This is a genomic window from Intestinimonas sp. RTP31139st1_F5_RTP31139_211217, from assembly GCF_040226735.1.
GTDB classification, from domain to species: domain Bacteria; phylum Bacillota; class Clostridia; order Oscillospirales; family Oscillospiraceae; genus Intestinimonas; species Intestinimonas butyriciproducens.
On record NZ_JBCOAQ010000009.1, the window covers coordinates 9841 to 34883 of the forward strand.

The window sequence follows — 25043 nt, forward strand, 5'->3', positions numbered from 1 at the left end:
GGCGCGCAGCCAGCCCCGGGGGACCCGGCTCCAGTTGGAGCCCCGGCCCCCCAGGGTGAAGTGGGGCTCGGGCTCCCCGTCGGGGCGGAACCGCCCGCTGCCGTCGGCGCAGAGGAACCGCCGCAGGCCGTCCCCGGACCAGTATTCGGCCCGCTCCACCCGCCGGGCCTCCTGCCCGGCGTAGACGGTCTGGGGGTAGACCCGGAGGAAGCCGTCCAGCTCGCTCCGCCCGGCGTCCCGCCACAGGGGGACCACCTCGTGGGCGGGCAGGCGGAGAAACTCCAGCCTCCCCGCCGGGCCGATATAGGGCTGGAGCCAGGCCACCCCCGATTTTACCGCATCCCTCCCCAGGGCCTTCACGGTGTGCCGGAACCCGGCGTCAAAGATCTCCTCCAGGGCCTGTCCATAGGCCCGGTCCTCCGTCTCCACCGCCCAGGGCCGGGACAGGAGGTAGCGGGCCTTCTGGTCCACCAGCTTTTTGTAGATGGGGTGCTCCAGCCGGACGTTGGAGCGCCCCGGCCCGTTGCCGGCCTTGCGCTGCACGTCGGAGCGGTTGCGGTAGTAGGCGTCGGCCTCCAGCAGCTCCCGGTACCGGGGCGAGCTTCGAAAGACCCGGATCTCCTCGCTGACGATCTCATGCAGGCGCATGGGGGCCCGGTCCGGGTCGGCCAGGGCCGCGCTCACCAGCTCGGTCTGTGTGTATGTCATCTTGTGCCGCAGGGCCCTGCTTCCGGGTCCCTGCTCCTCCTCTCTCATCGTCGCGGCTGCCGCCGCTCTGTCGCCCCGGCCGTGGAGCCGGGGCCCGTTTCACTTCAGGATATGCAGCGCCGGGCCCGCCATATCGTCCTCGCAGGCGTAGCGCACAGCATCGATGTGGTGGTTGTCCCGGTCGGGGAATCCGGCCCGGAAGCCGCCGTCCCGGTCCCGCTCCAGCTCGTAGCCGGTGAACTCCCGGGCGCTCTCGGGGCAGCGGGCGGGGTCGATGACGATCTCCTCCAGGTCCTGGAGCCATTGTATTCCGAAGGCCACGGACCCCGCTCCCTTGCGGGCCCCCACGGCCCGCAGGCCGTAGTCCCGCAGCTCGGCGATGCTCTTGGGCTCGGCGGAGTCGCAGACGATGCGCCCCTCCCCGCCCTCCTCCCGGAGGAGGAGGGCGGTCCTGCGGTTGGTGAGCCCCGCCCGGTGGAGCTCCCGGAAGAGGTAGAGCCGCCGCCGGACGGGGTCGTAGTGGCAGACGTTGTAGGCCAGGGGGTCGGCGGCGTAGCCCCAGTCCAGCCCCCGGCGGATGTGGTCGAACCGCCCGATCTCCTCCTCGGAGATGGTCCGCAGCGTCACGTTGGAAAACACCTCGCCGCCGGTGCCCGTCACCTCCCCCAGGTATTCCCGGGCGTAGGCCTGGGGATTGACCAGGCGCAGGTGCTCGGCCTCCAGCAGGAAGGGCTCTCCCAGCCAGGCCCTGGGCACCGTGCGGTAGTCGGTCCGGTGCACCAGGGTCCCGGGGTGCTCCCCCCTCACATACTGGTTGCACCAGTTCCGGGCGCTGCGGGGCGGGTTGAAGGTGTAGAAGAAGGCGAAGTCCTCCCCGCCCCGCATCAGGGACTGGTTGACGGCCCGGACCTTCTCCTCCCCCTCGAACTCGTCGGCCTCCTCGTACCAGGCATACTTGATGTAGCCCCGCTCCGGTCGGATGGACTTGAGCTTCATGGGGTCGTCGGCGCCCCGGAAGAGGATGCGCTGTCCGGTGGGGCGGTAGCACAGGGACAGGGGGGAGAGCCGCGCCTCCCAGAGCCGTCCGGCCCCCAGGGCGTGCACCCCCCACAGGAGCTGGGCGTAGACCGACTCCCGCAGGGTCACGCCGTAGCGCCGCAGGGCCACGGCGTGGCTCATCACGCCCTTTTGGGCGTCCCGCATGAGGCAGAGGGGGATCTCCACCCCCACGAAGGAGGACTTGCCGGAGCCCCGCCCGCCGGGGAGCCAGTAGTGGGTGTGTCCCCCCGCCTTCACATCCCGGTGGACGCAGTGGAAGGCCGGGGCCAGGAGGGAGGAGCATCTGATCTCACACATCGTCCACGATCCTGGCCGGTTCTGCGCGGGCTCCGGTGCCGGCCTCCCCGCTCCACCGGCTCAGCAGCTCCAGCGCCTTGAGCCGCTCGGCCACCGTGGGCTGGCAGGGGACCTCCCGCCCGTCCTTGTCCCGGGCGGGGTAGGACTTCCGTCCCAGGGCGATGTCGGCCAGGGCCTCCAGCGCCGCCTGGGTGTAGCCCTCCGGGCTGCTCCGCTCTTCCGTCTCCAATGACATCCCTCCTTTGCTTCAGCTATGTCATCCTACCACGGTTTTTTGGCCCCCCGGTGGTGGGATGGCCTCCGGCTCTCCCACGAAAGGCGTTTTGCCTTTCGTGGGTCCCCGATTTGCCTTGCGGCTTTGCGGGGGCCCCTTTTGGTGCCGTCTCCGCGCTTCGCACTGTCACGCTGCTCTTGCTGATCCATTACAGTTGTGCTATACTTGCAAGGGATTTGTAAATATTCACAAATCCAAACAATGAATAGGAGGATTTTACAGTGAAAAAGCTCTCTTGCCTGCTGACTCTGTCCCTGTGCCTTACCCTCACCGCCGCCTGCGGCTCTGCCTCTTCCGATCAGCCTGCTCCGACGGGCGATCCCGGCCAGTCTCCCGTTGTTGCGGTCTCTGCTCCTCCTGCCGGCGAGGTGACTCCCTATACCGGCGCCACGTTTGGCCTCTCCCGCTCCGCTATGGCCGAGGCCATGTCCAATACGTTTTCCTCCAGCGATCTTCCCAACGCCTTTGAAAATGATCCGGACATATCTGAACTGCCCGATGCCGAAAACGGGGATTTGGTGGCGTACTCTTACAGCATCTGTCCCGGCGCCAGCTGCATTCTGTATGAGGCCAAGGATTCCGGCGAACTTACACAGGTATTCCTCACTGGAGATTCTTCTCAACTGAGTGAGAGCGATGCCAAAGTGTTCGGCAGCTACCTTGCGGTCGTCACCGGCGGCTTTTCCTCCAGTGAGGAAATAGCGTCGTTGGACGAATCCCTTGATATTGCGAATGCCGCCTTTACCGACGGCACCATGAATTTCTTCAACGGGGAGAGCGCGTCTTTCTCCTATATCGTCACCGGCGGGCTTGCCATGCTCACTGTGCTGCCTCCGCTGTAATGGACGGAAGGTCCCGTTCAGCCCCGCAGCAGGGCCGCCCGGGCCACCTTTTCGGCCAGCTTGGCCGCCAGCCGGTCCAGGTCCGCCTCCTCCCGGACGGTGACCGGTCCCGAGAAGGTCACGTTTACCCCGCCGTCCCGGTCCGCGGACCGTGCCTGGGAGGCCGTCAGCACCCGCTCGCCCTGGTGCAGCAGGGCCGGGAAGTTGTCGTAAGGCACATAGTCCAGGCCGTAGGCATAGCGCCCATGGATGCCGCTGTCCGCCTTCACCTTGTATGCCGATGGGATCGCATTGTTTTCCGGCTCCGATGTTGCCGAGCCGATTCCGGTCCCCCCTTCTTCCGGGGCCAGGCCGTAGTCCACCGGGGAGAAGGCGTTCTCCATCCTGGCCGCCAGGATGCCCTGGCTGAACTCCTCTCCCATCGTGTACCCGGCGTTGTAATACTCCTTTTGCAGCACCGAGTCGTCCCGGATGCCCTGTACCAGCGCCAGGTTGGACTCCTGCATGAGCTGGGCCCCTTCGGAGGCGTTGTACTCGTTGGCGGCGATGATCTGGGCCTCCGCCAGCAGCGCCCCCATCTTTGCCCCGATCTTTCTCTGCATCTCCTCGCTGTCGGTCGCGCCGTACTGCTCCTCCAGCGCCTGGTACTGGGCCTGCAGCTCCTCCAGCCGCTCCCGTTGGGCGCTGTCCTGGTAGCTGCTGATTTTTTCCCCATCTCCCATCACGATGCTCAGAGCATCCCGCTCCAGCCGCTCCTTGTCGTTCTCCAGGGAGGCCTGGAAGGAGCCGATGAGCCCGTAGGCGTCCCCCAGCCCCAGCCCGGTTTCCCCCTCTTCCTTCTGCTTGGTCTGCTCCTCCAGCCACTCCTTCTGCGCCTGGATTCCATCCTTGCGGGTGTCGATAAAGCCCTGACCCATCAGCTTCTCCAGCTCGTTCTGGGCCTCCTCCAGGCCGCGCATGGCCGCCTGGTACTCCTCGTCTCCCGCCGCCGCCAGGGTGGTGCCCCGCTGCAGCATGGCCTGCTGCTCCTGCATCACCCGGTCGTATTGGCTCTTTACATAGTCCTGGAAGGCCTGGTCCTGCTTCTCGAAGGACTCCACGATCCCTTCCGCCACGCCGAACAGGGCGCCCACCACCAGCCCCCCGACCGGGCCGCCCAGAACGCTCCCCAGGCCCCCCATCGCGCCGGCGATGCCGCCCGCCGCTGTGGCCGCGCTGGCCGCGATGCCGCCCCCCGCCGCCGTGGCGTTCAGCAGCCCGAACATCAGCCCGGTCCCCGCGTCCGACACGATGTGGGACGCCATGCTCCCCGCCGTGTCGCCCAACAGGCTGGAGAACCCTGCCTCGGCCGCGGCGCTGGTCGTCCTGCCTATCGTACTCCACATTCCTGATTTGACCAGATTGTCCAGTGCCGCCTTTGATATGCCGCCCGCCAGCCTGGAGGTCCCCGCCTCCCCGCCGTCCTCCGGCTTGGTGAATCGCTTCCCGCTCTCCGCCAGGGTCGAGCCCGCCTCCTCCGCGCCGTGCTCCAGCTTGCCGATGCCCTGGGTGACCTCCGGCAGCGCTTCCTCCAGCGGGGTCAGTTTAATCGTGACCTCCCGTAACCCTTTCACCGTCTCTCGTATCCCCTTGTTCAGTTCTTTGATATGGATGCTCTCCGCCATCTGTGTTTCTCCTTTCCTTGACTGTATCTTTAAATTCTGGTAACATTGTGTTATCCTGCTGGGGAGGTGGACCTTCTTGAGTAACAAGGCATTTTTCTATATCATTGCTACCAATTTATTGCTTATGAGTCTTTTGGCGCTGCTCTGCGGTCTGGCCCTTCCCGAGACCTGGATGATCGTTGCGAGTATTCCGGGCATTCCTTGTAGCATTTGGCTCTTCCGTGTGGCCAAACGCACCAAGAACTGACCGCCTCCCGTTGTTCTCCTTGCAGGGTCAGCTTGAACGTGACCTTCCTCAGCCCTTTTATCGTCTCTCGGACCCCTTGTTCAGTTCCCTCGTGTTGATACCCTCCGCCATCTGTATTGTCTCCTCTCCTTGACCGCGTTTTTAAATTCTGTTATCATTGGATTATCAGGTTGAATGGGAGTGATCTTCTTGATAAGCAACAAGGCTTTTTTTTATTACACAGCTTCTTCCTTGTTATTTATGAGTCTAATAGCGCTGGCCTGTGGTCTGGCCCTTCCCGAGACCTGGATGGTCTTCGGCGCTATCGCGGGCATCATCGGCAGCATCTGGCTCTTCCGCGTCGCCAAACGCACCAAGAACTGACCGCCTCCCATTGTTCTCCCCCATACATTTCCTTTGCCGCCCCTCCCGGGGCGGCCTTTTTGTGCCTGTTCCCAGGCACTCCGCGCTTCTTACTCATCCATCAGGCCGTAATAGCTGGCCACCAGGCGGATAAAATCCCCATGCCAGACCTTGGCGGTGTCCACATGACAGGGGATCTGGAGGGCGGCGCCCTGGAGGTTGTGGGTCTTTTTCCACAGCACCAGCTCGATCACCTTCAGCCGCTCCTGCCCGTTGCGGTAGTGCTCGGTGGTCTCCACCGCCCGGCGCACGGCCTCATACTCCCGCTGGCTGGTGCTGGGCAGCTCCCGGATGGCCAGGCCTTCCACCGCCCGCCCGTCTCCGCCGCCCCGGGGCATCCCGGAGTAGTCCGCCGTCAGCCGCCCCTCCCGCAGCGCGCCGTACCGCCGCCGCAGCTCCGGATAGCGCCGGATCATTCCCTTCACATAGCTCCACCAGTCGTACCTCGGTTTACTCATGTCTCCCGCTCCTCTCTCGCCGGGCAGAGTCCTCTGCCCCGGCACTTCTCCCGCGGCAGGGGGCACCGCTCCAGGCAGTAGTCGATCTTCCACTGGGGCTCGCCGCCCCGCTCCGCCCTGGCCGGTCTCTCCGCTTCCCGCCAGGGCCGCCGCCCCGGCTGGGCGTAGCAGTCCGGGTCCACCGGCCGCACGCCCCGAAATCCCATGGGGTCCCGCACGGTCCCCACCTCCTCTCTCCCGGTTTTCCACCGGGTTTTCCACAAATCCGCCCAAACGGCCTCGCGCCTCCTTTCCTCAGAAAGGAGCAGATACAGAGTCAGAGACAGACGCAGGCTCAGTATCCGCTTTTGCCGCTTTCCCAAGAACCCACTGGGTTTCTGGGCCGTCCGCCCAGCAGGCCGTTCTCCCGGTTCTTCCTCGCCCGGGCCTCGTACTTGACCCGGTTCTCGTCCAGCGCCGTCCGGATGAACCGGAACGCCATCCGCACCGCCGGGTCCTCCGGGGGCTCCTCCCCCCGCTTCTCATAGGCGAAGATGGCCTTGAACAGCGCCCCCGCCTGCGCGTCGGTGAGGAGCTTCACCGGCTCCTCCCAGTCGTGATAGAGCACAAAGCTGTTCTTCACCCGCCTCTGCCCCGCTTCTCCCGCCGGCACTGGCGGCACAGGGCCGCGCCGTCCGCCGTGGGGGCGTAGATCTCGCCCAGGCACCGCCGGCACCAGGCCCAGGGGCGTTGGTCCTGGGGGTCGCTCCAGGGCGGCGGAATCTGGCCCGCCCGTTCAAAAGTCCGTTTTATGGGACCCTTCATCTGGTATCCTCCTCTTGTAGCCGGAAACCCGCTCATCGTTTTGCACAAAATTCAACTTCTCCCTTGATTTTGGTTGAAAACCAGTAACATATGTGGTATGCTGGATGCATTGGTGTCCAGTATTTAACTGTAGTTCTCGTTTTTCAACCTCCTGCCCTCATAATAGTTCATTGTTTTCAACTTGTCTACCCATTTTTATGAATTTTGGGAACTTTGTCGGGGTGCACAAATGGAACGGGGTGATTTTGTGTTTTATGATCGGTTTCTGGAGCTCTGCCGCCGGAAGGGCGTGGTCCCCACCCGGGCCGCCGTGGAGGCCGGGATCAGCAAGTCCCTGGTGTCCAAGTGGAAGGCCAACGAGGCCAAGGAGCCTTCGCCGGAGGTGGTGCGGAAGCTCTCGGAGTATTTCGGCGTCAGCCCCTATGAGGTGCTGGAGGACCTGCCCGCCGGGCGGGGCCGCCCCACCCTGACGGAGCGGGAGCGCCGCGACGTGGCCCGGGAGGTGGAGCGCATCATGGGGGACCTGGAGAACAGCGGGGACCTGATGTTCGACGGGGTGCCCATGTCCCCGGAGGCCAGGGACTCTCTCACCGCGGCCATGAAGCTGGGCCTGGAGGCCGCCCGTCTGAGGAACAAGGAGACCTATACCCCCAAAAAGTACCGCGGGCCCAAAGAGGAGGCTTGAATGGACACGAAGGCACTCGCAAATAGAGTGGCGGCGCAGCATGGCACACGGGACCCCTTCCGCATTGCGGAGGAGCTTGGGTTCATTGTGATCCGCGCCCCGCTGGTGGAGATGCGGGGCCTGCGCCAGTATGTGAAGCGGCGCACCATTGTCTATGTCAATGCCTGCCTGGACGAGCCTCAGCAGCGCCTGGTGTGCGCCCACGAGCTGGGGCACCACTTTCTCCACCGGGGCCTCAACCGCCTGTTTATGGACCGCAACACCTGCATGGTGGCCAACAAATATGAAAACGAGGCCCACCGCTTCGCAGTGGACCTCCTGTATGACGATGCCGACCTGCGGGAGTGCGCCGAGTGGTCGGACGAGCAGGTGGCGCGGTGGATGGGGGTCCCCCTCCCTCTGGCCCGGTACCGCCGGAGCACGGTGCCGCCCCTCCCCGGGGACAAAAACCCCTTTTAAAGCCCGGCGGAATGTGTTATAATCATCTCTGCCGGTCAGGCCGCTGCCGCGGCCCACAGTTTTCCCGGCACGGCATACCGTCACCCTCAGGAAAGGAGGCGCGCCCTTGGACCACGCGGCAGTCAAGCAGATCGCGTCCAACCGCAAGGCCTACCACGACTATTTCGTGGAGGAGCAATATGAGGCCGGCATCGAGCTCTGCGGCACGGAGGTCAAGTCCATCCGCATGGGCAATGTGAACCTGAAGGACTCCTTCTGCATCATCAAGGACGGGCAGATGATGGTCCACGGCCTCCATGTGAGCCCCTATGAGAAGGGGAATATCTTCAACCGGGACCCGGTGCGCCCCCGCCGCCTGCTGATGCACAAGCGGGAGATTCTCCGGCTCTACGCCAAGGTGAAGCAGGACGGCTACGCTCTGGTGCCCCTGTCGGTCTATTTCCGCGGGCCCCACATCAAGCTGTCGGTGGGCCTGTGCAAGGGCAAAAAGCTCTACGACAAGCGCTCTGCCGCCGCCGCCCGGGACGCCAAGCGGGAGATGGACCGCACCCTGAAGGAGCGGCGCCGGTAAGATCCACGTATTCTCACTTGACACGGCATGGGGAGTGTGGTATTCTACGATACTCCCCCAACAGAAAGGAGTGTTTCCCATGGCCCAGAACCCCATTGTGACCATTGAGATGGAAAACGGCGGAAAGATGGTGGCCGAACTCTATCCCGAGGTGGCCCCCAACACCGTCAACAATTTTGTCAGCCTGGTGCAGTCCGGCTTTTATAACGGGCTCATCTTCCACCGGGTGATCCCCGGCTTCATGATTCAGGGCGGCTGTCCGGACGGCACCGGCATGGGCGGCCCCGGCTACTCCATCCGCGGAGAGTTCAGCCACAACGGCTTTTCGAACAGCCTCAAGCATGACCGGGGCGTGCTGTCCATGGCCCGGGCCATGAACCCCAACTCCGCCGGGAGCCAGTTCTTCATCATGGTGGACGAAGCCCCTCACCTGGACGGGGAGTACGCGGCCTTCGGCAAGGTGACCGAGGGCATGGATGTGGCCGACGCCATCGTGAACCAGGCCCGGGACCGCATGGACCGCCCCCGGGCGGAGCAGCGGATCAAGGCCGTCACTGTGGAGACCTTCGGTGTGGACTATCCCGCGCCGGAGAAGGTGTAAGGCGGTCCACGCCGTCAATTTTGGTTTTTCCGCCGCCAGGCGGATGAAGCAGAGCGCAGTTTGCTCCCGTTCCCACGTTACCCCGGCGAAGCCGCATTGCTGGGCTTCGCCGGGAAGAGTCGGAGCAGCGGAGCAGAGTGTATATCCGCCGTTAGGCGGATGAAACGGAGCGCAGCTTGCTCCGACGACATGGGGGCGTACCGGTTTCGACGGGGACGCGGAGGCGGGAATAGCGGGCGAAGGCGCCTGACCTTCTAAAAACGGGCACTCTTTATAAATTAAAGAACAACGATAACTGCGAACTCGTCGCGGCCTAACTAGCCCGCGACCGTTCCAACCGGAAGGCCCACGAGCCGGATTGGGGCGTCATTTGAGTGGGGACCGTGCGTGCGCACAGCTTTGAGCGCACCATGCATCATGAAGCTACCGACCCTCTGAGCGTGACGGCTCGCGCCTGGGGAAGGGAATCTTAAAAAACCGTCTGCGCCCGGAGAAGTTCCCGTTCAAACGTTTTCGGACGGGGGTTCAACTCCCCCCGCCTCCACCAATTGGACATTGGACGAACACCTACTTCTTTAACGGCGGTTTCGCTGTGAAGGTATGGCTCAGATGATGTCGTAAGCAGAAAAAGTCCGCTGAGGTCACACGACCCCAGCGGACTTTTTCACTTTTCTGCGTATTCGGAATATTTCTCAAGCCATTCCTTGTAAAACGCCTGTCCCTCCTCACTTTCGTGGAAACGGCGGATTTCCGGAATGATGTATCGTGCAAAGGCATCCAAAACTTCTTTCGGTATATCCACATCATATTTATTTTTCTTTTTGTCCATATGTGCCTTTCTGCCATCTATGCGCCCCTGGGCTCGCCTGGGAGCCGTTTATCCTTTATCATGGGAAAAGATATACCCCACAGCGTTTGCGTCGCTTGTGGGGCACAAATTATCCGATTTTCGACCTTTATCCTGACGGTAATTCGCCGTCTTCCTTCGGTTGTATCAGCTTTGCATTGGAAGGGTAATTGAGCGTAATCATCGCAGGTTTACCAAGACCTTGCTTTCGACGGCAGATTAATCCACTGGATTCCAACTGTTGAAATATCCGCGTGACGCTTTGCCGGCTGCGGTGCAACTTCTTCTGTGCCTGTTCCACGGTGAAGTAAAGACGTATCGTGCCGTCCTCTTCGGTATAGCCATTAACCTTGGAAATACTGGCTCTGTCCAGCATAAGTGCGTACAACACCTTCGCATCGTTGGTAAGCTCTGCAAAGCAATCCTCCATGAGAAAACGAGGAAAAGGTATGTACGATGCCGATAGGCTCTCTACGGTAAATCTGAAAAACACCTGCTTCATGTGACCTCCTATCCAATCAATCCCATCAGGTGTATTGATTGGATTGATGGATGACTTTATTGAGAGTTAATTTATTTCTTATTGATTAGAGGATGAATTCCATACTCGATGACCGTTCGGAAATCCACGGTCCGGAAATCCGGTTATGGTACGGTCTTGAGCGTCAGGCGATCCACGGTCTGAAAAACCGTCGACGGGAAATCCATACACGGATAATCCCGTTGTGGTCATAATTCCGCCCTTTGCGACTGTTTGAGTAGTTCCCAAATTTCACACTGTTTCGCTTTCAACCCGACAATATCATCCTTATAGAAATGCCCGGTCTGATTGATACGGCGGCAGATCTGATTGATGTTTCCGGCAACGCGGCTGACGGCAGCAGCCAGTTTCTTTTGCTCGGTGCAATCCACTTTGATGATATAGCCGTCGATCGCCATCTTACGAAGATAGGCTCCCATGTTTTTGGTGCCAAGCTGCTCCATCTTTCTCTGGATAAGTTGATGTTCCTGCGCGGTAACACGGAACTCAATGCGGACTGGTCTGGTGCGATTTTTCATCATTCAATTCCCCCTATGTGAGTAATTCTGGAAATAAAAAGCGCCCTCGTTTTTTTCAAACCGAGAGCGCGTGATAACGAAGATGATTCAGTTTTTAGAGAATAGCAAGCACATCCGGTGTCTGTACACCCAGAAATTTTTGTTTGTTGGGAGTATCCCAAGCCCTTTACTCTGTGTTGACTATCGTCATAATTTAATTGCAAATATTTTTCGAATGTTCTTTGAGATGCATTGACTATGATCGTAATTATGAGTATAATATTATTGAGTTATTGCGACGAGGTGTTTGAATGGATTATATTGCTGAACTCACTGCCATTGCCAAGGAGCATGGCGGCATTATTGAAACAAAAATCGCAGCGCAGTATGGCATCTCAAAAGCCATGCTCTACAAGCTGTGCAAAGAAGATAAAATCCATCGCATTGTAAAAGGACAGTATATCCTTCCCGATGATATGGAAGATGAACTCCTGTCAATAAGCAAGCGTTCAACACAGATCATATTCTCTCATGAAACAGCTCTTTTCTTACATGGCATCTCGGACAGAACACCCTTTGAACACACAATCACTGCACCGTCCGGATGCATTCCTTCTGCGGCGATCAAAGCAGAGTGCAAGGTGTACTACATCAAGCCGGAGCTGTTTGATCTCGGCAAGACTGAGCTGAAAACACCTGCCGGTAATCTCGTTCCCTGCTACGATCTGGAACGCACTATTTGTGATGTGATCCGTAGCCGTAATAAGCTCGGGATAGAAACCTTTTTGGCAGCACTGAAACTGTACGCTGCCAATTCCAAGAAGGATTTGAATAAGCTCAATTCTTACGCGAAGAAGATGCGTGTGGCGAACGTCCTGCGGCAGTATTTGGAGGTGCTTCTGTGAGCAAAGCAATGAGTCTAAAAGCGAAGATCCGCAACATTGCCAAGAAGAAAAATATCCCGGCTCAGGTGATCTTGCAGAACTATATGTTTGAGCGGCTGCTTGTCCGTCTTTCTGTGTCGGAGTATAAAGAGAAGTTCGTTCTGAAGGGCGGTATGCTGGTGGCAGCCATCGTTGGTCTGGACAACAGGGCAACGATGGACTTGGATACCACATTGAAAAACCTGCCCCTCACACCGGATGCGATTCGCAGTGCATTGGAGCAGGTTTGTGTCATTCCCTTTGACGATGGCGTGGTATTCGAGATTGGACCCATCACTCCCATCCGGGAGGACGACATTTACGGTGGCTATCGGGTCATGCTGAACGCCAGGTTTGATACGCTGCTGACCCCGATGAGTATTGACGTGTCCACCGGTGATGCCATCACGCCTCACGCGGTGCAGTACAACTTTTCCGAGATTTTTGATGATGAGAAGTCCTACGAGCTGTGGGCATACAACATTGAAACTGTCATGGCAGAGAAGGTGGAACCCATCCTGCGGCGTGGTGTGTTCAATACCCGCCCCAGAGATTTCTACGATGCATACATATTGACCACAACACAGAAATTTGATAAAGCCGTGTTTGCTGAGGCGCTGCGTGCAACGGCCAAGCATCGCGGCACTGCGGAGCAGATCGTAGATGTCCCCGGGATCCTGTATAACATTGAGGAAAGCCCGGAACTCCGTGCCATGTGGGATAAATACCGCAAGCAGTTCGCATACGCGCAGGATATTACCTACGAGCAGATTATGAATGCGGTGAGGGCTTTGGTTGGGTAGTTATTTTCAGCGACCCGGACTCGAAATCGTGGGGCGTATTCCACCTCAGGGGTGCGAATGGGCGCACTACACCCTTGGTTTACAACGCTTCCTGAATCGTCTATTCGACAGACTATGACAAACCAGGACACAATTCAACATGACAACTCCTTTTGATTCTTGGAAAGGCATTCCCGACAATAGCTGCATGGAGTTTTATCATGCCTACACTGAATAAAATATTTGACAAGTGCGGTGTTGCACTTTATCAAAACGAAAGCCTTGATCTTGATCATTATTATCCAGAACCATATCAAGACGAAGGCGATGAAATCAAAGTAATCGGAAAACCGTTTGAAACTGACGAGTCCAAGAAAATCAGGAAATATGATCTCTTTGTTGAAGATCGTAACTTTTCTAATTTTTCGTTCTTTATGGACGGGTCTCGACGAACATATAAGATAGGCGATATTGTAATTGACGGCAAAAAGATTTATCCGGTTGTCGTTGCGCAAATCAGAGCTGGTTGCACGGAAAGAGACAGTCAAAAAAAGCTTCATTCATTCCAGAGTATCCAGCGGAAAAATCTTTTGCTGTTGAGCGATAAAGTCAATACAGTGGACTTTATGGAAATCCAGCAGCGTATCACCCGGACAAAGGTTGCACGAGAAATGGCTCTTGAAGTGGTCAATTACCGCTTTGAACCGGAAAAGCACAATATTCCTGTTAATGCTGCAATCGCAAAGGCTAACACCATGATGCATGATATGGAAATAGGCATTCTTTCAAATATGGTCAAATCTGGTGCGTTAGACACAGACCGCATGCTGGTGGTAGACGGACCACTTCAATTTCTCCGTCAGGATACTGGAAAAAACGAGTTTGCTGACCTGTTCTACAATGTGATCGGTGTTTCCAAGAGTTTCAATCCGATGCTCCCCACATCCAGCAAATCCAAACGCGGAGGAACACAAATTGGTGCAGAGCTCTTAAAACTTGAATATGGAGAACGCACCCCTGTGTTCCTGAAAGAAAATGATCGCGGCCGGAGATTTGGAGTGTGGTATTTAAGAATACGTCCCAAAAACAGAGTATCAAATCCTCTCGAAGGAATCATCAAAATTGAGAAGATGGCATTAGAGGATAATTACGACAGCGGAATTCCAACAGATGTTGTTGATACAATTTCGTTGTCATTGCTCAATGAGTGTTCGCCTACTTGCTATGGACGTGATGAACGGTGGGCAAGTCATCTATACCCGGTGTATCTGACAGAAACGCTTATCAAATCTACCTTTGAAAGTGATTTAGTGTTTATCAATAATTTTAAACGTGATTTTCGGTAATAAGGAGATAGAAAAATGAGTACACGAAAACTGATTGGCAAAGTATCTGCCACAGAAAAGAACCCTTCATCCTGTGATGAGTTCCAATTTTGGCTGTCTGACGATACAATTCTGAGTCCGTTCGACATTGTCCTCGTGCATAACAAAACGGACGATTCAATCACATATGGCGTTGTCCAGGACATTTTCCATATTACAGATGGTGCGGGGCATATCAGCAACTACGTTTCCTCCGATTTCGGCAATGTGGATATTGCCCCCATGACAAGACGTCTGTCTCTTTCCTATGCCAAAGTGTCTGTCATTCATAACACCAAAGAAAACTTCATGCCGGTATTCGAAGGATCCGCTGTATATACGGCGGATGAAGATGATATTCAAGTCGCACTTGGACTTGATAATATTGATGAAAAAACTGCTATTCCCGCAGGTCTTATGAAAGCAGGAAACAATGTCTCTGTTCCGATCAAATACAATGGAGATTTCCTGATCGGTCCGGAGGGAGCGCACATGAACATTTCTGGTATTTCTGGTTTAGCGACAAAGACCAGCTATGTCATGTTCCTCTTGAAAGCAATTCAGCATAAATGTAAGGATGATGTTGCCATCATTGTAATGAATGTCAAGGGTGACGATTTACTTCATGTGCATCAGCCAAATGAGAAGATTACGGAGACGCAACGTCAAGACTGGGATGATCTGGGCATACCGTGTACGCCGTTTGAGAATGTAAAATATCTGTACCCTTATAGACAGCAAAAGGACAAGCTGTATGCAAATACCGCATTGCCTACTGAGGATTTAGCGGAACAATTTGCCACAAATCAAGCGGCAAATTTTGTCTACACATTTGAACATGATATCAATAAAGTAGATATGCTATTTGCCAATGTAGATGATCCCAACTATACAATCGAGTCCATTCTGAACTATATTGATTACGGTCCTGAGTTTAAGGGCGATTTGAGTTGGGCTAATTTTAAAGAAGTTTTGAAAGAGTTTTGTAGCAAAGGAAGCACTAAGAAAGATAACTCCAGCATCTTGATTCAATCATGGCAACGATTCCGCCGTCTCATTAACAATTCCATTAACGATGATATTTTTGTTAATGCAAAGTCAAGCAAGAAAGAACAGCATCAGGTATATCTTTCTGACGAAGTGCTGAACATCAACGGCGGAGAAATGATGGTTGTAGATATTGCGGGACTCACGGAGCAGCTTCAATGTCTTGTTTTTGGGGATATTATTCGGTCTGTCTATTCTTTGAAGCACGGAGACTTTGATCAGGAGGATCGTATCAGCGATAAGCCGGTTCCCAAGAAAATCATTATTTTTGTGGATGAGCTGAATAAATACGCCCCCTCTACTTCCAGCAAAAACTCGCCCCTCCTCGCAAACTTGTTGGATATTACAGAACGGGGACGCTCTGAGGGTGTGATCCTGTTTTCCGCAGAGCAGTTTAGAAGCGCGATTCACGATCGTATCAAAGGAAATTGTGGAACAAATATTTATGGACGTACCAATGCCATTGAGGTATCCCGTCCTGATTACAAATTTGTTCCGTCTGTATATGCCAATATGATGACCCGCTTGAAAAAGGGTGATCTGATTGTGCATCACCCTGTATTTAAGACGCTGTTGAAAATCCAATTCCCGTTTCCGTCCTACAATCAAGGAGGTAGCAAATAATGAGCGAGCCTATTGCCGGAAAATTCCTTCTGGAAATATTGACAAAAGGAATGTATTCCAATCCTATGCACGTTTATCGCGAATACATTCAGAATTCTTCTGACTCTATCGACAGGGCGATAGAGTCGGGCATTTTGCAAGCGACCGAAGCTGAGATACATATTTTCATTGATGATAAGGAACGCAATATTGTTATCAGAGATAATGGTCTTGGAATACCTCTTGATATTGCAAAGACAAAACTAATGAATGTTGGTGCATCTGATAAAGATGGCGTGACAGAACGCGGTTTTCGCGGCATCGGACGATTAGGCGGACTTGCATATGCAGAGAAAGTGCAATTTATCACCTCTGCTGTTGGAGACTCCGCAAAAACCATAATGACTTGTGACTGTGTTCGAATGCAGCAACTGCTTCAAAAATCGAACACTGAAACATCAGACATCATGGAAACCTTCAAAGCGATCAGTACTTTTGAAGAAGAACCAGAAGAAGCTGGAAAACATTATTTTGAAGTACGCCTAATCGGTGTCCCAAGGGAATCTGGTTTATTAGACGAAAATGATGCTATCCGCTATCTTGCAGAAACTGCGCCAATTGATTTTGATAGTCAGCAGTTCGTTCAGGCAAGAAAGATCCGGGAACATTTTATAGAAAAGGGTTTCCCGATCACCTGTTATAAAATCCTTCGCGGCGCACGTAGAAAGCCAATCTATAAACTGTATTCTCGTAGTATGTCAACTGGAAAGCAGGAGCGAACAAAAACAAAGGACTATGTTCGCGATGTTGAGTTTGTTTATCAAGAAGCATTAGATGGTAGTCCACTATACATTGGGTGGATAGCAATTACTGATTTTTCCGGAAGCATTAGCGATGAAGCAGTTCAAGGAATTAGATTCAGAAAAGGGAATATTCTTGTTGGGGATAATTCCACTTTTGCAAAATTCTTTCCGTTGTCTGCATTGGAAGCATCTCGTGCAAATAAGTGTTTTGCCGGTGAGATACATGTGCTCCATAATGATTTAGTCCCGAACTCCCAGAGAGACGACTTTGAGCCAAGCGCAGTCTATAATGAAATGAAAAAAGCACTGTCTGAATGGGCGGGGAGAATAAACAAAAAATATCGTCGCGGAACATCGGAGGCGACTTCTGCGCTTCGCAACCTGACGAAATTGAATGAAGAGCAGAGGGAATTGGAAAAAAAAATCGACTCCGGTGCAATTACCTCCGACGAAAAAAGGGAGCAAATCGCTGAACGCCTCGAAAAAATCGCCCGCACTCGTGAAAAGGATGAAAAAACTGTCCGAAAAGCATTAGAGCGCGGTACATTTGATGATGAGCGTAAGGAAGCGGTGGAAAAAGCCCTTTCTCAGGCGGAAACTGCAACAAAAAAAGTAACTGCATTGAACACGAAAATTGTAAATGCGGGATATGCAACAAAAAATGATTTGCCTTCTTCGTACAGCCGTGATGAACGCAAGTTGTACCAGCGCATTATCTCTGTGATTGACACCTACTTCACGGACGATCCCAAGACAGCCGAGGCATTGCGCGAGAAGATAAAATCGGAGCTGAGCGTGAAGAAAAAATGAGAGTATTATTAGTAGAACCAAAGTATAAAAACAAGTATCCGCCAATGGGTTTGATGAAGATAAGCACTTACCACAAAATACTTGGGGATGAAGTACACTTTGTCAAAGGGACAAATCCGAGCATTGACGCGGAAGTATGGGACAGAATTTATGTAACAACGCTGTTTACCTTTGATTTCGCAATATCTGTCGAAACAATCAATCACTATATGCGCCTTGTTGATGATGTTGATTCGCTGTATGTCGGCGGCATTATGGCATCGCTTATGCCCGATAAGATTATTGAAGCTACCGGCATCGAACGCTCACACATTCTGACAGGGTTGTTTACAGATACTTCCGTTGTAGGTGACCATAATAACATCAATGTAGACCAGCTGCCTCTTGATTACGATATTCTGGAAGAAACCGATTATGAATATCCAGCAGGAGATAACTATTTTGCCTATACGACGCGCGGTTGCCCTAACCATTGTTCCTTCTGCGCAGTCCCGATTTTGGAACCGGATTTCCACGTCACCAACAATATCATTGAACAAATCAATACGATTGATCGAAAGTACGGTCCCAAGCAGCATCTTCTTCTATTGGACAATAATGTGCTGAATACCCCCAATCTTGAAGCGTTAGTTGACGATCTATGCGCCGCAGGATTTGGACGAGGTGCAAAATATGTTGATCCGGGTGCCTACAATGTTGTTATGATGCGGTATCATAATGGAGATCGTGCTGATTTTCTCGACAAAAAGATGATGGCATATTTGGAGAAATTCAAAAAGCGCATTAAATCTGCGGAAATGCTTGATACATTCCTTCAAATTGTTATCGAGGCAGAAGATGCAGAGAACTATGCCGAGTATATGCTTGAGCACGAAGCTGAAATGTCGCCGATTATTGAGAAATATCGCAATAAAACGGCGAAGGCACGTTATTTGGATTTCAACCAAGGTGTTGATGGTAGAAAGATCAATGACGATAACATGACTCAGCTCGCTCGTCTTGCGATCAGGCCACTTCGAATTGCCTTTGATGATATTAAGCTGAAAGACAAATATTGTGCTGCCGTTCGTACCGCTCACAAACACGGGATAAAAGAGATTTCTAACTATATCCTTTTCAATTATAAGGATAAGCCGGAAGATCTCTATGAACGCTTGCGTATCAATATTGAGTTGAACAGAGAGCTTGGTATTCAGATTTTTTCGTTCCCTATGAAGTATTCACCCATTGATCGAACTGACAGAGATTTCATCGGTACGAATTGGACAAAAAAATCCATCCGGGCAATATCCGCTATTCTGCAAGTTACAAAAGGCGTCGTAGCCGCTGGGTCAGACTTCTTTTACAAAGCATTTGGCAGTTCTCTCGACGAATACCTTGAATTGCTGGCGATGCCTCGTGAGTTGATTATGTTCCGATACCATTTTGAAGAGAATGGAACAACTGCACAGTGGCAGAAACTATATAGGGCGCTGAGCGAGGAACAGAAGAAAGAACTTATGATATTTGTTTCTCATACGGTTTCTGAACTGAGAATATTGCCCTGTCCTGAACAATTTAAGAAAATACTCCCGTTTTACCTTATCAAGTATAATGGGAAAACGGAGCAACTCTCAGACGATGCTGTTCAGCTTTCCTTTATGGATGACAGTGATGTTGTAATTGAAGAAGAATAAATGTATCAAAACGGTTGATGATCTATTAACCTCAAAAATTCACACAAAAGTTTCAAAATCCGGGTTGACTATATCCCGGATTTTGATTATACTATTATCAACCCAAAAAGGAGGTTGTTTTCAATGAAACAACTGGGTAACAGACTGCGCACTCTGCGTGAAGGTCTCGGCATCTCCCAAGCGAAGTTTGCCGAGATTATCGGCTCCACGCAGTCAAGTATCAACCGCTACGAGAATGGACAAGCCACTCCCACTGTAGAGCTTTTGCGAAAATATGCGGACTATTTCGATGTGTCGATGGACTACATCTTCGCTCGCTGCGATGAGCCGCAAGGCAAGCTGTATCAAGCAAAGCCTCCGGTGGAAAATAACCCGGAACTCGCAAAGTTTGTGGAGATGTGCTTTGATCCGGAATCGCCCATGCACGACAGATTGAAAGCCACTCTGATTGAAATGGTAACGGGGAAAGCCGATGGCTGACACACGAATCAAAAACCGGAAAGGGGGTTGCGGATAGATGAATGTTGTAATCTACGCGCGTTTCTCAAGTCACAGCCAGACCGAACAATCCATTGAAGGTCAGCTCAAGGTCTGCAACGAATATGCTGCTGCCAATAACTATGTTGTCGTTGGCGAATACATAGACCGCGCACAGAGCGGTACAACAGACAATCGTACCGAATTTCAACGTATGATCGCCGACAGCGACCGCCATACTTTTGAAGGTGTTCTCGTTTATCAGCTCGACCGCTTTGCTCGTAATCGCTATGACAGTGCTATTAACAAGGCAAAACTGAAAAAGAACGGTGTGCGCGTTTTATCTGCAAAAGAAAATATCTCGGACGATGCCTCTGGTATTCTCGTTGAAGGTGTTTTGGAGAGCATGGCGGAGTATTATTCCGTGGAGCTTTCTCAGAAAATCCATCGCGGTATGCAGATCAATGCACAGAAGTGTTTGTCCAACGGCAGCAACCCCGGACTGGGATATAAAGTGGATTCCGAACGGAGGTTTTATGTGGATGAGGACGAAGCGAAGATCGTTCGCGAGATCTTCCATCGCTACGCCTCCGGTGAAACAGTTGCCGATATCATCCGCGACCTGAACAGCCGTAAGATCACAACTTCTCTGGGACGTGAGTTCAACAAAAACAGCTTGCATCGCCTATTGAGAAACAGACGTTACATCGGAATGTATATCTACAAAGGCGAGGAAACACCAGGTGGCATGCCGCAGATCGTCGATGACGGCTTGTTTGAGCGGGTGCAGAATATTCTCGACCGAAACAAAGCTGCTCCTGCCCGTTCCAGAGGTAAGCAGGAATACCTCCTTACCACCAAACTGTTCTGTGGTCATTGCAAAGAAATGATGACAGGTTGCACCGGTACTGGCAAACACGGCAACAAATATCACTACTACATCTGCAACGGAGCTAAGAAAAAAGTCTGTGACAAGAAGACTATCCAAAAGGCTCTGATTGAAGAACGTGTCGTGCAGGCTTGCTCCGAATTGCTTACCGAAGAGAAGGTCAAATATATTGCCGATCAGGTTTATGCCGCTTGCAAAAATGACGGTGATTTACTGTCCGTGAAGAGACTGAAAGCTGCTTTGAAAGAAGCAGATTCTGCCATTGAAAACCTCTGGGTTGCGCTGGAAAAGGGACAGTCGGTCGACATGATTACCGAGCGTATCCACAAGCGAGAGGCAGAAAAAAAGGAACTGGAAAAGCAGCTCGCCATTGAGATCAAAAAACAGAGCGGCATGGAATACTCAGTCATTCTTTCCTTTCTCGATTACCTCCGTATGCTGCCGAATGATAATGAGTACAAGCGCAGAGCATTGGTCAACATTTTCATCAATGCCATCTATCTCTACGACGGATATTTCACGATGATCCTGAACGCGGGCAACCGTCCGCTCAGCATTGAAAATATCCCGCTGGACGATATCGAAAAGACCTTTGAAAACGATGATGTAGGGTGTTCGTCTAACTCGCAGTTGGTTGCGGATGCTCCACCAAAATAAGACCTCTGTAGCCACAACGGTTACAGAGGTCTTTTCTTACTCCTGCAATCGATGCGAGGTTTTTACAGGTGCCATTTTGTATTTTAGATTGACACAAAGCGCAATAAAAAATCACAGAAAATGGACACGTTTTTGCACACAGGATTTCCTCCACCCCCCAAATATGGGTCGACCTTGAGCACATCAAGCGTTCCATGCATGGGGAGACGAATCACCCTATCCGGACGTGGAATGTGAGGACGCTGGTGAGATGCGGAGAATGGAAAAAGGCCCCCGCCACCCAATATGGATGGCGGGGGCCTTTTCATTTCTTACCTAGCTGGTCATAGAGCGCGTTACCCTGTGGACCGATGAGCGCCCGCAGGGCGGCTTTTTCGTGCAACCGTGAAATATCGGTTTTAACCGTCCCTTCCAAAAGAGAGCCGGACCAGCCTTCCAAAGATAAACTTCTTGACAAACGAAGGCAGGCAGTCCCGCGGGGGAACCGTCCCTCACAGCAGTTGAAATTCCACCAACTCCACCGTCCGCTCCATCTCATCCCCGGTCAGGCCTCTGCCGTCCAGCGTCATCTCGCCGAGCTGGTTGTCATAGGGATCCCAGCGCACCTCCGGGTCAGGGGGCGTCAGGGGGGCCAGACAGGCCCGGTTGGCCACCATCCGCCAGGGGTCCAGGCTGCCGAAATAGTGCGCCCGCCGCTGGTCCTCCCCCTTCCGCCGAGCAGAAGAGCCGAAGGAACAGTCGCACCACAGCCAGCCGTAGGGCTGGACGTAGAACTGGGCCCAGTCGTGGGGGCCTACATGGTCTGGCCGGACCGACAGGCCGCTCTCCCATCGGGCGGGCACGCCTGCGATGCGGCACAGGGCAATGAAGAGCAGGGCCATCACGCCGCAGTCCCCCCGCAGCTCCCGGGCGCAGTAGTCGGCGATGGGGGGCAGCTGCAGGTAAGCGGGCTGGTAGCGGTAGTCCACATGGCCCGTCACATAGTCATAGATGGCCGCCGCCTTTTCCACCGGCCCCCGGCATCCCGCCGTAAGCCGCGCCGCCAGCGCCCGCAGATAAGGGGTGAAGGCCAGGTGGGGCGTCTCCTCCCCGGTGTCGAAGTCGGGCTGGACCGGGTCGGGCGTGAGGGACGCGGGGGAAACGTAGTCGGCCCGGTAGCAGTAACGGTATGTCACGGAGAAGTCCCCCCGCTCCCGGCTCTTCCACCAGACGGTCCGCTGAGGCGCGTCCCCCGGGGCGCACACCCCGCCGGGGGTCATCTCCAGAAAGTCGAGCCCGCTCTGCTGGGGGCACGCCAGGGGGATGGGAAGCCACGCCTGGACCTCCCTGCCCGCCGGCGCCTGCTTGGAGCGGATGGCGGCCCGCAGGGTGATGACGGCAGTAAGACTCCCCTCCGCCTCCATCCGCGCCAGGATCTGGTTTCGCAGGGTGTTGTCCTCTGCCTCGGGCGCGAGGCCCACCGCCTCCTTGGGATAGATGCGCAGGGAGTCCACAAAGTCCTCGTGGAGGCGCATCTCCCCATTGATGTACCGCCAGTCTGCCCGGCCGGCGTCCACCAGGGCGTCGAACTGCCCGTCGGTGATGTCCTTCCACTCCCGGCGCAGCAACTCCAGCGCCTGGACGCGGGGATAGGGGTAGTCCCGGGGGAGACGCTGGAGCCGCACCCGCTCGCACCGCAGGCGGGCGGCCAGCTCCGGTTCGCAGTCCCCCGCCAGACGGGCTTCGACCCGCCGCAGCGCCCCGGATAGGTCCCCCGCGGCCTTGCGCCGGGCGATGTCGCCGGGCAGGTCCACGCACAGATAGCGGAAATCCTCGTTTTTGGTCATGACGACGCCTCCATTTCTTGCACTGCGCGATGCGCTCGGCTCTATTATATCACAGGACGCCGCGCCGTCACAATCCCGTCCTCCGGCGGGGACGGTCCCGTCAGTGTGTTCCGTCCGCCACCCCTATGGTGAGCAGCAGGTTGGCAAAGGTCCGCCCCTCTCCCGTGGAGACGGCCAGACGCACCCCCGGCTCACAGCAGGCGTCGTAAAACGCATAGCGCCCCAGGCCCTGAAGCTCCATGCCCCCCAGCATCTGCCGGAACACGCCGAAAATCTCCGGCGTGGAGCCGTCCTCCGGGTCCATGACCTCCGCCTTTTCCACGCGGACCACGGTTTGCAGGACCGCCAGCACGTCGGTGACGGTGGGCAGGCCGGGCGTCAGCCCCAGATAGACCTTCTCCGCGCCGCCGGAGCGGGAGGCCAGGGGGTAATTCCCGTCGGCGATGAGGACCTTGTCCCCGTGGCCGCATAAGGAGAGGACCCGCATCAGGTCCGGGTGGATACACGCGCCCGTAAGCATTTTCAGTTCTCTCCTTCCCGCAGTTGGCCCAGCTTTCCGCCGGGGTGACAGCGCACATAATCGGCCGGCGTCTGTCCGCAGTCCGCCTGGAGTGCCACGGACAGGGCCTGCAAGGTGAGCAGCTCCGCCAGGATGGAGTTGCGGGGCGCCCGGTTGAGGGGCCCTCCCTCCTCCCCCACCCCGGCAAAGAGGTGGAGGTCGCTGTTCCGGGCCAGCCAGGAGCCCGGATCTCCGGTGACCCCGATGACCTTGCAGCCGTTGTTCTTCACGGCGATCACTGTGGCCTTCAGCTCGGCGGTCTCCCCCGAGTTGGAGATGCAGATGACCACATCTCCGGCCACCAGTTGGCCGCAGGAACCATGTACGGCCTCTGTACCGTGGAGGAAGTAGGCGGGGGTCCCGGTGGAGGACAGCAGGGAGGCCATATAGCCGGCCACATGGCCCGGCTTTCCGATGCCGGTGACGTGGACCCGTCCGCCCCCCCGACGGCTCTCCCGAATCATCTGGACGGCCGCCTTATAGTCGTCCGCCTCCAGCCCCTCCAGGAAGGCGTTCAGCTCCCTTCCGGCGGCGGTCAAAAAATGCGCCACCGCCTGTCTGCTCTCTGGTTTCATGGCGTTCACTCCTTTTTTCTTATTGCAGGGCGTCCAGCTCGGCGGGGTCAAAGCCGCCGTAGCCCCGCTCCCGGAGCAGGGCCTGGACCTCCGCCGCGGTGGGCAGGCTGGGGATGGCCCCTATACGGGTGACGGTGATGGCCGCCGTATGGCTGGCGAAGGCCAGGGCCTCCCCCTGGGGCAGCCCCGCGCACACGCCGGTGCAGAAGGCCGCCACAAAGGAGTCCCCCGCCGCCGTGGGGTCCGCCACATGGGGCATCCGCACGCAGGGCGTTTCATGGATGCCCTCCGCCCCCGCCGCCACAGAGCCGTTCTCTCCCAGGGTGATGATGAGGTGCTCCACCCCCTTCTTTCGGAAGGCGGCGGCCACCGCCGCCACGTCCTCCCGGCAGACGCCCTGCGCGTCCGTTCGGATTGGGTGCCCGGCGATGAGGGCGGCCTCGTGCTCGTTGGGGGAGAGGTAAGTGGCGCAGGAGAGCAGCTTCGGTGAGATGGGGGCCGCCGGGGCCGGATTTACCATAACGGGCACCCCGGCGTCCCGGGCCCATTCCGCCGCCGTCTCTATGACCTCCATGGGCAACTCGAACTGCATCATCAGCATGTCGTAGCACCCGATCTCCTCCCGCAGCCAGGCGATATCCTCCACCTTCATTGTATAATTGGCCCCCGGGCATACCGTGATGCGGTTCTGTGCCCCGTGCTCCGTCACCTCCAGGAGGATGTGGCCCACACCGGAGGACTCCGCCGGGTCCACGGACACGTGGGACACATCCACGCCCGCCGCCCGTGCCGCGTCGGTCATGATCCGCCCGAAGGCGTCGTCCCCCACCCGGCCCGCCATGGTCACATGGGCCCCCAGGCGGGCGCACTGTACGGCCTGATTCACCCCCTTGCCGCCGGGCGCGGTGGTGACTTTCTTTCCGATGACGGTCTCTCCTGCGTTGGGCGCCCGCTCGGCAGAGGCGATGAGATCCATCATAAAGCTGCCGACCACCAGGATACGCGGTTTTTTCAGCATGACTGATTTCCTCCCTGCGTCTTTCTGTAGTTGTCTTTATCATATAATATCGTCTGATATCCTATCTTGATTCCTCTC

30 protein-coding genes and 1 other RNA gene are annotated in these 25043 nt (G+C 55.4%); 16 read left to right on the forward strand and 15 right to left on the reverse strand.

Going from position 1 to position 25043, the window contains the following annotated elements; translation table 11 throughout:
- The 3 genes from ABUA09_RS08170 to ABUA09_RS08180 form a co-directional block, all read right to left on the reverse strand.
- Nucleotides 1–708 (reverse strand): phage portal protein (locus ABUA09_RS08170; protein ID WP_349949280.1); only part of this gene is annotated, 708 nt, incomplete at its 3' end.
- A 99-nt stretch (nucleotides 709–807) separates the two neighbouring features.
- Complete coding sequence (locus ABUA09_RS08175) at nucleotides 808–2064, reverse strand: PBSX family phage terminase large subunit (RefSeq protein WP_208319917.1); 1257 nt, start codon at nucleotides 2062–2064, stop codon at nucleotides 808–810.
- On the reverse strand, nucleotides 2057–2293 hold the full coding sequence (locus tag ABUA09_RS08180; protein ID WP_195614404.1) for a hypothetical protein: 237 nt from the start codon (nucleotides 2291–2293) through the stop codon (nucleotides 2057–2059). Before ABUA09_RS08180 ends, ABUA09_RS08175 begins: the two co-directional genes overlap by 8 nt.
- A gap of 266 nt (nucleotides 2294–2559) precedes the next feature.
- Here ABUA09_RS08180 and ABUA09_RS08185 point away from each other — a divergent pair, with 266 nt between their 5' ends.
- The gene (locus ABUA09_RS08185) at nucleotides 2560–3180 is read left to right on the forward strand and encodes a hypothetical protein (protein WP_033118889.1); all 621 of its coding nucleotides are present in this window, start codon (nucleotides 2560–2562) and stop codon (nucleotides 3178–3180) included.
- A 17-nt stretch (nucleotides 3181–3197) separates the two neighbouring features.
- Here the strand turns inward: ABUA09_RS08185 and ABUA09_RS08190 are convergent, their stop codons facing one another.
- The gene (locus ABUA09_RS08190; protein ID WP_349949281.1) at nucleotides 3198–4844 is read right to left on the reverse strand and encodes a hypothetical protein; all 1647 of its coding nucleotides are present in this window, start codon (nucleotides 4842–4844) and stop codon (nucleotides 3198–3200) included.
- Between the two features lie 76 nt (nucleotides 4845–4920).
- Between ABUA09_RS08190 and ABUA09_RS08195 the strand changes: the two genes are divergently transcribed.
- A complete protein-coding gene (locus tag ABUA09_RS08195; RefSeq protein ID WP_156113809.1) occupies nucleotides 4921–5091 on the forward strand; it encodes a hypothetical protein in 171 nt (56 codons plus the stop codon).
- Between the two features lie 189 nt (nucleotides 5092–5280).
- Entirely contained in the window at nucleotides 5281–5454 is a 174-nt protein-coding gene (locus ABUA09_RS08200; protein WP_158453354.1) for a hypothetical protein, read from the forward strand.
- Nucleotides 5455–5543: 89 nt separating this feature from the next.
- Here the strand turns inward: ABUA09_RS08200 and ABUA09_RS08205 are convergent, their stop codons facing one another.
- From ABUA09_RS08205 to ABUA09_RS08220, 4 genes are all read right to left on the reverse strand, one after another.
- On the reverse strand, nucleotides 5544–5951 hold the full coding sequence (locus ABUA09_RS08205) for a hypothetical protein (RefSeq protein WP_033118891.1): 408 nt from the start codon (nucleotides 5949–5951) through the stop codon (nucleotides 5544–5546).
- Entirely contained in the window at nucleotides 5948–6169 is a 222-nt protein-coding gene (locus tag ABUA09_RS08210) for a hypothetical protein (protein WP_156113810.1), read from the reverse strand. Before ABUA09_RS08210 ends, ABUA09_RS08205 begins: the two co-directional genes overlap by 4 nt.
- A gap of 116 nt (nucleotides 6170–6285) precedes the next feature.
- Entirely contained in the window at nucleotides 6286–6573 is a 288-nt protein-coding gene (locus ABUA09_RS08215; protein ID WP_052082853.1) for a DUF6291 domain-containing protein, read from the reverse strand.
- Nucleotides 6570–6755, reverse strand: a complete 186-nt coding sequence (locus tag ABUA09_RS08220; RefSeq protein ID WP_052082854.1) for a hypothetical protein — start codon at nucleotides 6753–6755, stop codon at nucleotides 6570–6572. Before ABUA09_RS08220 ends, ABUA09_RS08215 begins: the two co-directional genes overlap by 4 nt.
- Before the next feature lie 229 nt (nucleotides 6756–6984).
- On the opposite strand from ABUA09_RS08220, the gene ABUA09_RS08225 reads away from it, so the two are divergent.
- The 5 genes from ABUA09_RS08225 (at nucleotide 6985) to ssrA (ending at nucleotide 9618) form a co-directional block, all read left to right on the forward strand.
- A complete protein-coding gene (locus ABUA09_RS08225) occupies nucleotides 6985–7440 on the forward strand; it encodes a helix-turn-helix domain-containing protein (protein ID WP_033118893.1) in 456 nt (151 codons plus the stop codon).
- Nucleotides 7441–7899: an ImmA/IrrE family metallo-endopeptidase gene (locus ABUA09_RS08230; RefSeq protein WP_052082855.1), complete on the forward strand. Its 459-nt coding sequence runs from the start codon at nucleotides 7441–7443 to the stop codon at nucleotides 7897–7899.
- A gap of 106 nt (nucleotides 7900–8005) precedes the next feature.
- Complete coding sequence (smpB, locus tag ABUA09_RS08235) at nucleotides 8006–8470, forward strand: SsrA-binding protein SmpB (RefSeq protein WP_033118894.1); 465 nt, start codon at nucleotides 8006–8008, stop codon at nucleotides 8468–8470.
- Nucleotides 8471–8549: 79 nt separating this feature from the next.
- Nucleotides 8550–9071 (forward strand): peptidylprolyl isomerase, encoded by a 522-nt coding sequence (locus ABUA09_RS08240; protein ID WP_033118895.1) that lies wholly within the window; start codon nucleotides 8550–8552, stop codon nucleotides 9069–9071.
- 191 nt (nucleotides 9072–9262) lie between these two features.
- Nucleotides 9263–9618: a transfer-messenger RNA gene (ssrA, locus tag ABUA09_RS08245) on the forward strand.
- A gap of 117 nt (nucleotides 9619–9735) precedes the next feature.
- On the opposite strand, the gene ABUA09_RS08250 is transcribed toward ssrA, so the two are convergent.
- The 3 genes from ABUA09_RS08250 to ABUA09_RS08260 all read right to left on the reverse strand — a co-directional run bounded on the left by ABUA09_RS08250 (nucleotide 9736) and on the right by ABUA09_RS08260 (nucleotide 10977).
- Entirely contained in the window at nucleotides 9736–9900 is a 165-nt protein-coding gene (locus ABUA09_RS08250) for a hypothetical protein (protein WP_349949282.1), read from the reverse strand.
- Nucleotides 9901–10027: 127 nt separating this feature from the next.
- On the reverse strand, nucleotides 10028–10420 hold the full coding sequence (locus tag ABUA09_RS08255; RefSeq protein ID WP_349949283.1) for a replication initiator protein A: 393 nt from the start codon (nucleotides 10418–10420) through the stop codon (nucleotides 10028–10030).
- A 227-nt stretch (nucleotides 10421–10647) separates the two neighbouring features.
- Entirely contained in the window at nucleotides 10648–10977 is a 330-nt protein-coding gene (locus ABUA09_RS08260; RefSeq protein WP_349949310.1) for a plasmid mobilization protein, read from the reverse strand.
- 290 nt (nucleotides 10978–11267) lie between these two features.
- Between ABUA09_RS08260 and ABUA09_RS08265 the strand changes: the two genes are divergently transcribed.
- The 8 genes from ABUA09_RS08265 (at nucleotide 11268) to ABUA09_RS08300 (ending at nucleotide 20987) form a co-directional block, all read left to right on the forward strand.
- On the forward strand, nucleotides 11268–11861 hold the full coding sequence (locus tag ABUA09_RS08265; RefSeq protein WP_349949284.1) for a type IV toxin-antitoxin system AbiEi family antitoxin domain-containing protein: 594 nt from the start codon (nucleotides 11268–11270) through the stop codon (nucleotides 11859–11861).
- On the forward strand, nucleotides 11858–12682 hold the full coding sequence (locus ABUA09_RS08270; RefSeq protein WP_349949285.1) for a nucleotidyl transferase AbiEii/AbiGii toxin family protein: 825 nt from the start codon (nucleotides 11858–11860) through the stop codon (nucleotides 12680–12682). Before ABUA09_RS08265 ends, ABUA09_RS08270 begins: the two co-directional genes overlap by 4 nt.
- 200 nt (nucleotides 12683–12882) lie before the next feature.
- Nucleotides 12883–14007, forward strand: a complete 1125-nt coding sequence (locus ABUA09_RS08275; RefSeq protein ID WP_349949286.1) for a hypothetical protein — start codon at nucleotides 12883–12885, stop codon at nucleotides 14005–14007.
- A gap of 15 nt (nucleotides 14008–14022) precedes the next feature.
- Entirely contained in the window at nucleotides 14023–15696 is a 1674-nt protein-coding gene (locus tag ABUA09_RS08280) for an ATP-binding protein (protein ID WP_349949287.1), read from the forward strand.
- Nucleotides 15696–17288: an ATP-binding protein gene (locus ABUA09_RS08285; protein ID WP_349949288.1), complete on the forward strand. Its 1593-nt coding sequence runs from the start codon at nucleotides 15696–15698 to the stop codon at nucleotides 17286–17288. Before ABUA09_RS08280 ends, ABUA09_RS08285 begins: the two co-directional genes overlap by 1 nt.
- A 44-nt stretch (nucleotides 17289–17332) precedes the next feature.
- The gene (locus ABUA09_RS08290; RefSeq protein WP_349949289.1) at nucleotides 17333–18964 is read left to right on the forward strand and encodes a radical SAM protein; all 1632 of its coding nucleotides are present in this window, start codon (nucleotides 17333–17335) and stop codon (nucleotides 18962–18964) included.
- A 123-nt stretch (nucleotides 18965–19087) separates the two neighbouring features.
- A complete protein-coding gene (locus ABUA09_RS08295; protein ID WP_349949290.1) occupies nucleotides 19088–19444 on the forward strand; it encodes a helix-turn-helix domain-containing protein in 357 nt (118 codons plus the stop codon).
- Nucleotides 19445–19481: 37 nt separating this feature from the next.
- Complete coding sequence (locus tag ABUA09_RS08300; protein ID WP_349949291.1) at nucleotides 19482–20987, forward strand: recombinase family protein; 1506 nt, start codon at nucleotides 19482–19484, stop codon at nucleotides 20985–20987.
- 491 nt (nucleotides 20988–21478) lie between these two features.
- Here the strand turns inward: ABUA09_RS08300 and ABUA09_RS08305 are convergent, their stop codons facing one another.
- From ABUA09_RS08305 to ABUA09_RS08320, 4 genes are all read right to left on the reverse strand, one after another.
- Nucleotides 21479–22813, reverse strand: a complete 1335-nt coding sequence (locus ABUA09_RS08305; protein WP_349949292.1) for a transglutaminase-like domain-containing protein — start codon at nucleotides 22811–22813, stop codon at nucleotides 21479–21481.
- A 100-nt stretch (nucleotides 22814–22913) separates the two neighbouring features.
- On the reverse strand, nucleotides 22914–23333 hold the full coding sequence (locus ABUA09_RS08310) for an RbsD/FucU domain-containing protein (protein ID WP_195614400.1): 420 nt from the start codon (nucleotides 23331–23333) through the stop codon (nucleotides 22914–22916).
- Between the two features lie 2 nt (nucleotides 23334–23335).
- The gene (locus tag ABUA09_RS08315; RefSeq protein WP_349949293.1) at nucleotides 23336–23947 is read right to left on the reverse strand and encodes a KpsF/GutQ family sugar-phosphate isomerase; all 612 of its coding nucleotides are present in this window, start codon (nucleotides 23945–23947) and stop codon (nucleotides 23336–23338) included.
- A 19-nt stretch (nucleotides 23948–23966) separates the two neighbouring features.
- Nucleotides 23967–24965, reverse strand: a complete 999-nt coding sequence (locus tag ABUA09_RS08320) for a ribokinase (RefSeq protein WP_349949294.1) — start codon at nucleotides 24963–24965, stop codon at nucleotides 23967–23969.
- Nucleotides 24966–25043: the final 78 nt, after the last annotated feature.

Excerpts from the sequence above, each read along its gene's own strand:
- ABUA09_RS08310 (WP_195614400.1), bottom strand. The coding sequence starts at position 23,333 with ATGCTTACGGGCGCGTGTATCCACCCGGACCTGATGCGGGTCCTCTCC.
- ABUA09_RS08240 (WP_033118895.1), top strand. The coding sequence starts at position 8,550 with ATGGCCCAGAACCCCATTGTGACCATTGAGATGGAAAACGGCGGAAAG.
- ABUA09_RS08255 (WP_349949283.1), bottom strand. The coding sequence starts at position 10,420 with ATGAAGCAGGTGTTTTTCAGATTTACCGTAGAGAGCCTATCGGCATCG.
- ABUA09_RS08265 (WP_349949284.1), top strand. The coding sequence starts at position 11,268 with ATGGATTATATTGCTGAACTCACTGCCATTGCCAAGGAGCATGGCGGC.
- ABUA09_RS08280 (WP_349949287.1), top strand. The coding sequence starts at position 14,023 with ATGAGTACACGAAAACTGATTGGCAAAGTATCTGCCACAGAAAAGAAC.
- ABUA09_RS08260 (WP_349949310.1), bottom strand. The coding sequence starts at position 10,977 with ATGAAAAATCGCACCAGACCAGTCCGCATTGAGTTCCGTGTTACCGCG.
- ABUA09_RS08190 (WP_349949281.1), bottom strand. The coding sequence starts at position 4,844 with ATGGCGGAGAGCATCCATATCAAAGAACTGAACAAGGGGATACGAGAG.
- ABUA09_RS08295 (WP_349949290.1), top strand. The coding sequence starts at position 19,088 with ATGAAACAACTGGGTAACAGACTGCGCACTCTGCGTGAAGGTCTCGGC.
- ABUA09_RS08320 (WP_349949294.1), bottom strand. The coding sequence starts at position 24,965 with ATGCTGAAAAAACCGCGTATCCTGGTGGTCGGCAGCTTTATGATGGAT.
- ABUA09_RS08250 (WP_349949282.1), bottom strand. The coding sequence starts at position 9,900 with ATGGACAAAAAGAAAAATAAATATGATGTGGATATACCGAAAGAAGTT.
- ABUA09_RS08315 (WP_349949293.1), bottom strand. The coding sequence starts at position 23,947 with ATGAAACCAGAGAGCAGACAGGCGGTGGCGCATTTTTTGACCGCCGCC.
- ABUA09_RS08175 (WP_208319917.1), bottom strand. The coding sequence starts at position 2,064 with ATGTGTGAGATCAGATGCTCCTCCCTCCTGGCCCCGGCCTTCCACTGC.
- ABUA09_RS08285 (WP_349949288.1), top strand. The coding sequence starts at position 15,696 with ATGAGCGAGCCTATTGCCGGAAAATTCCTTCTGGAAATATTGACAAAA.
- ABUA09_RS08205 (WP_033118891.1), bottom strand. The coding sequence starts at position 5,951 with ATGAGTAAACCGAGGTACGACTGGTGGAGCTATGTGAAGGGAATGATC.
- ABUA09_RS08225 (WP_033118893.1), top strand. The coding sequence starts at position 6,985 with ATGGAACGGGGTGATTTTGTGTTTTATGATCGGTTTCTGGAGCTCTGC.
- ABUA09_RS08300 (WP_349949291.1), top strand. The coding sequence starts at position 19,482 with ATGAATGTTGTAATCTACGCGCGTTTCTCAAGTCACAGCCAGACCGAA.
- ABUA09_RS08275 (WP_349949286.1), top strand. The coding sequence starts at position 12,883 with ATGCCTACACTGAATAAAATATTTGACAAGTGCGGTGTTGCACTTTAT.
- ABUA09_RS08230 (WP_052082855.1), top strand. The coding sequence starts at position 7,441 with ATGGACACGAAGGCACTCGCAAATAGAGTGGCGGCGCAGCATGGCACA.
- ABUA09_RS08290 (WP_349949289.1), top strand. The coding sequence starts at position 17,333 with ATGGGTTTGATGAAGATAAGCACTTACCACAAAATACTTGGGGATGAA.
- ABUA09_RS08220 (WP_052082854.1), bottom strand. The coding sequence starts at position 6,755 with ATGAAGGGTCCCATAAAACGGACTTTTGAACGGGCGGGCCAGATTCCG.
- ABUA09_RS08305 (WP_349949292.1), bottom strand. The coding sequence starts at position 22,813 with ATGACCAAAAACGAGGATTTCCGCTATCTGTGCGTGGACCTGCCCGGC.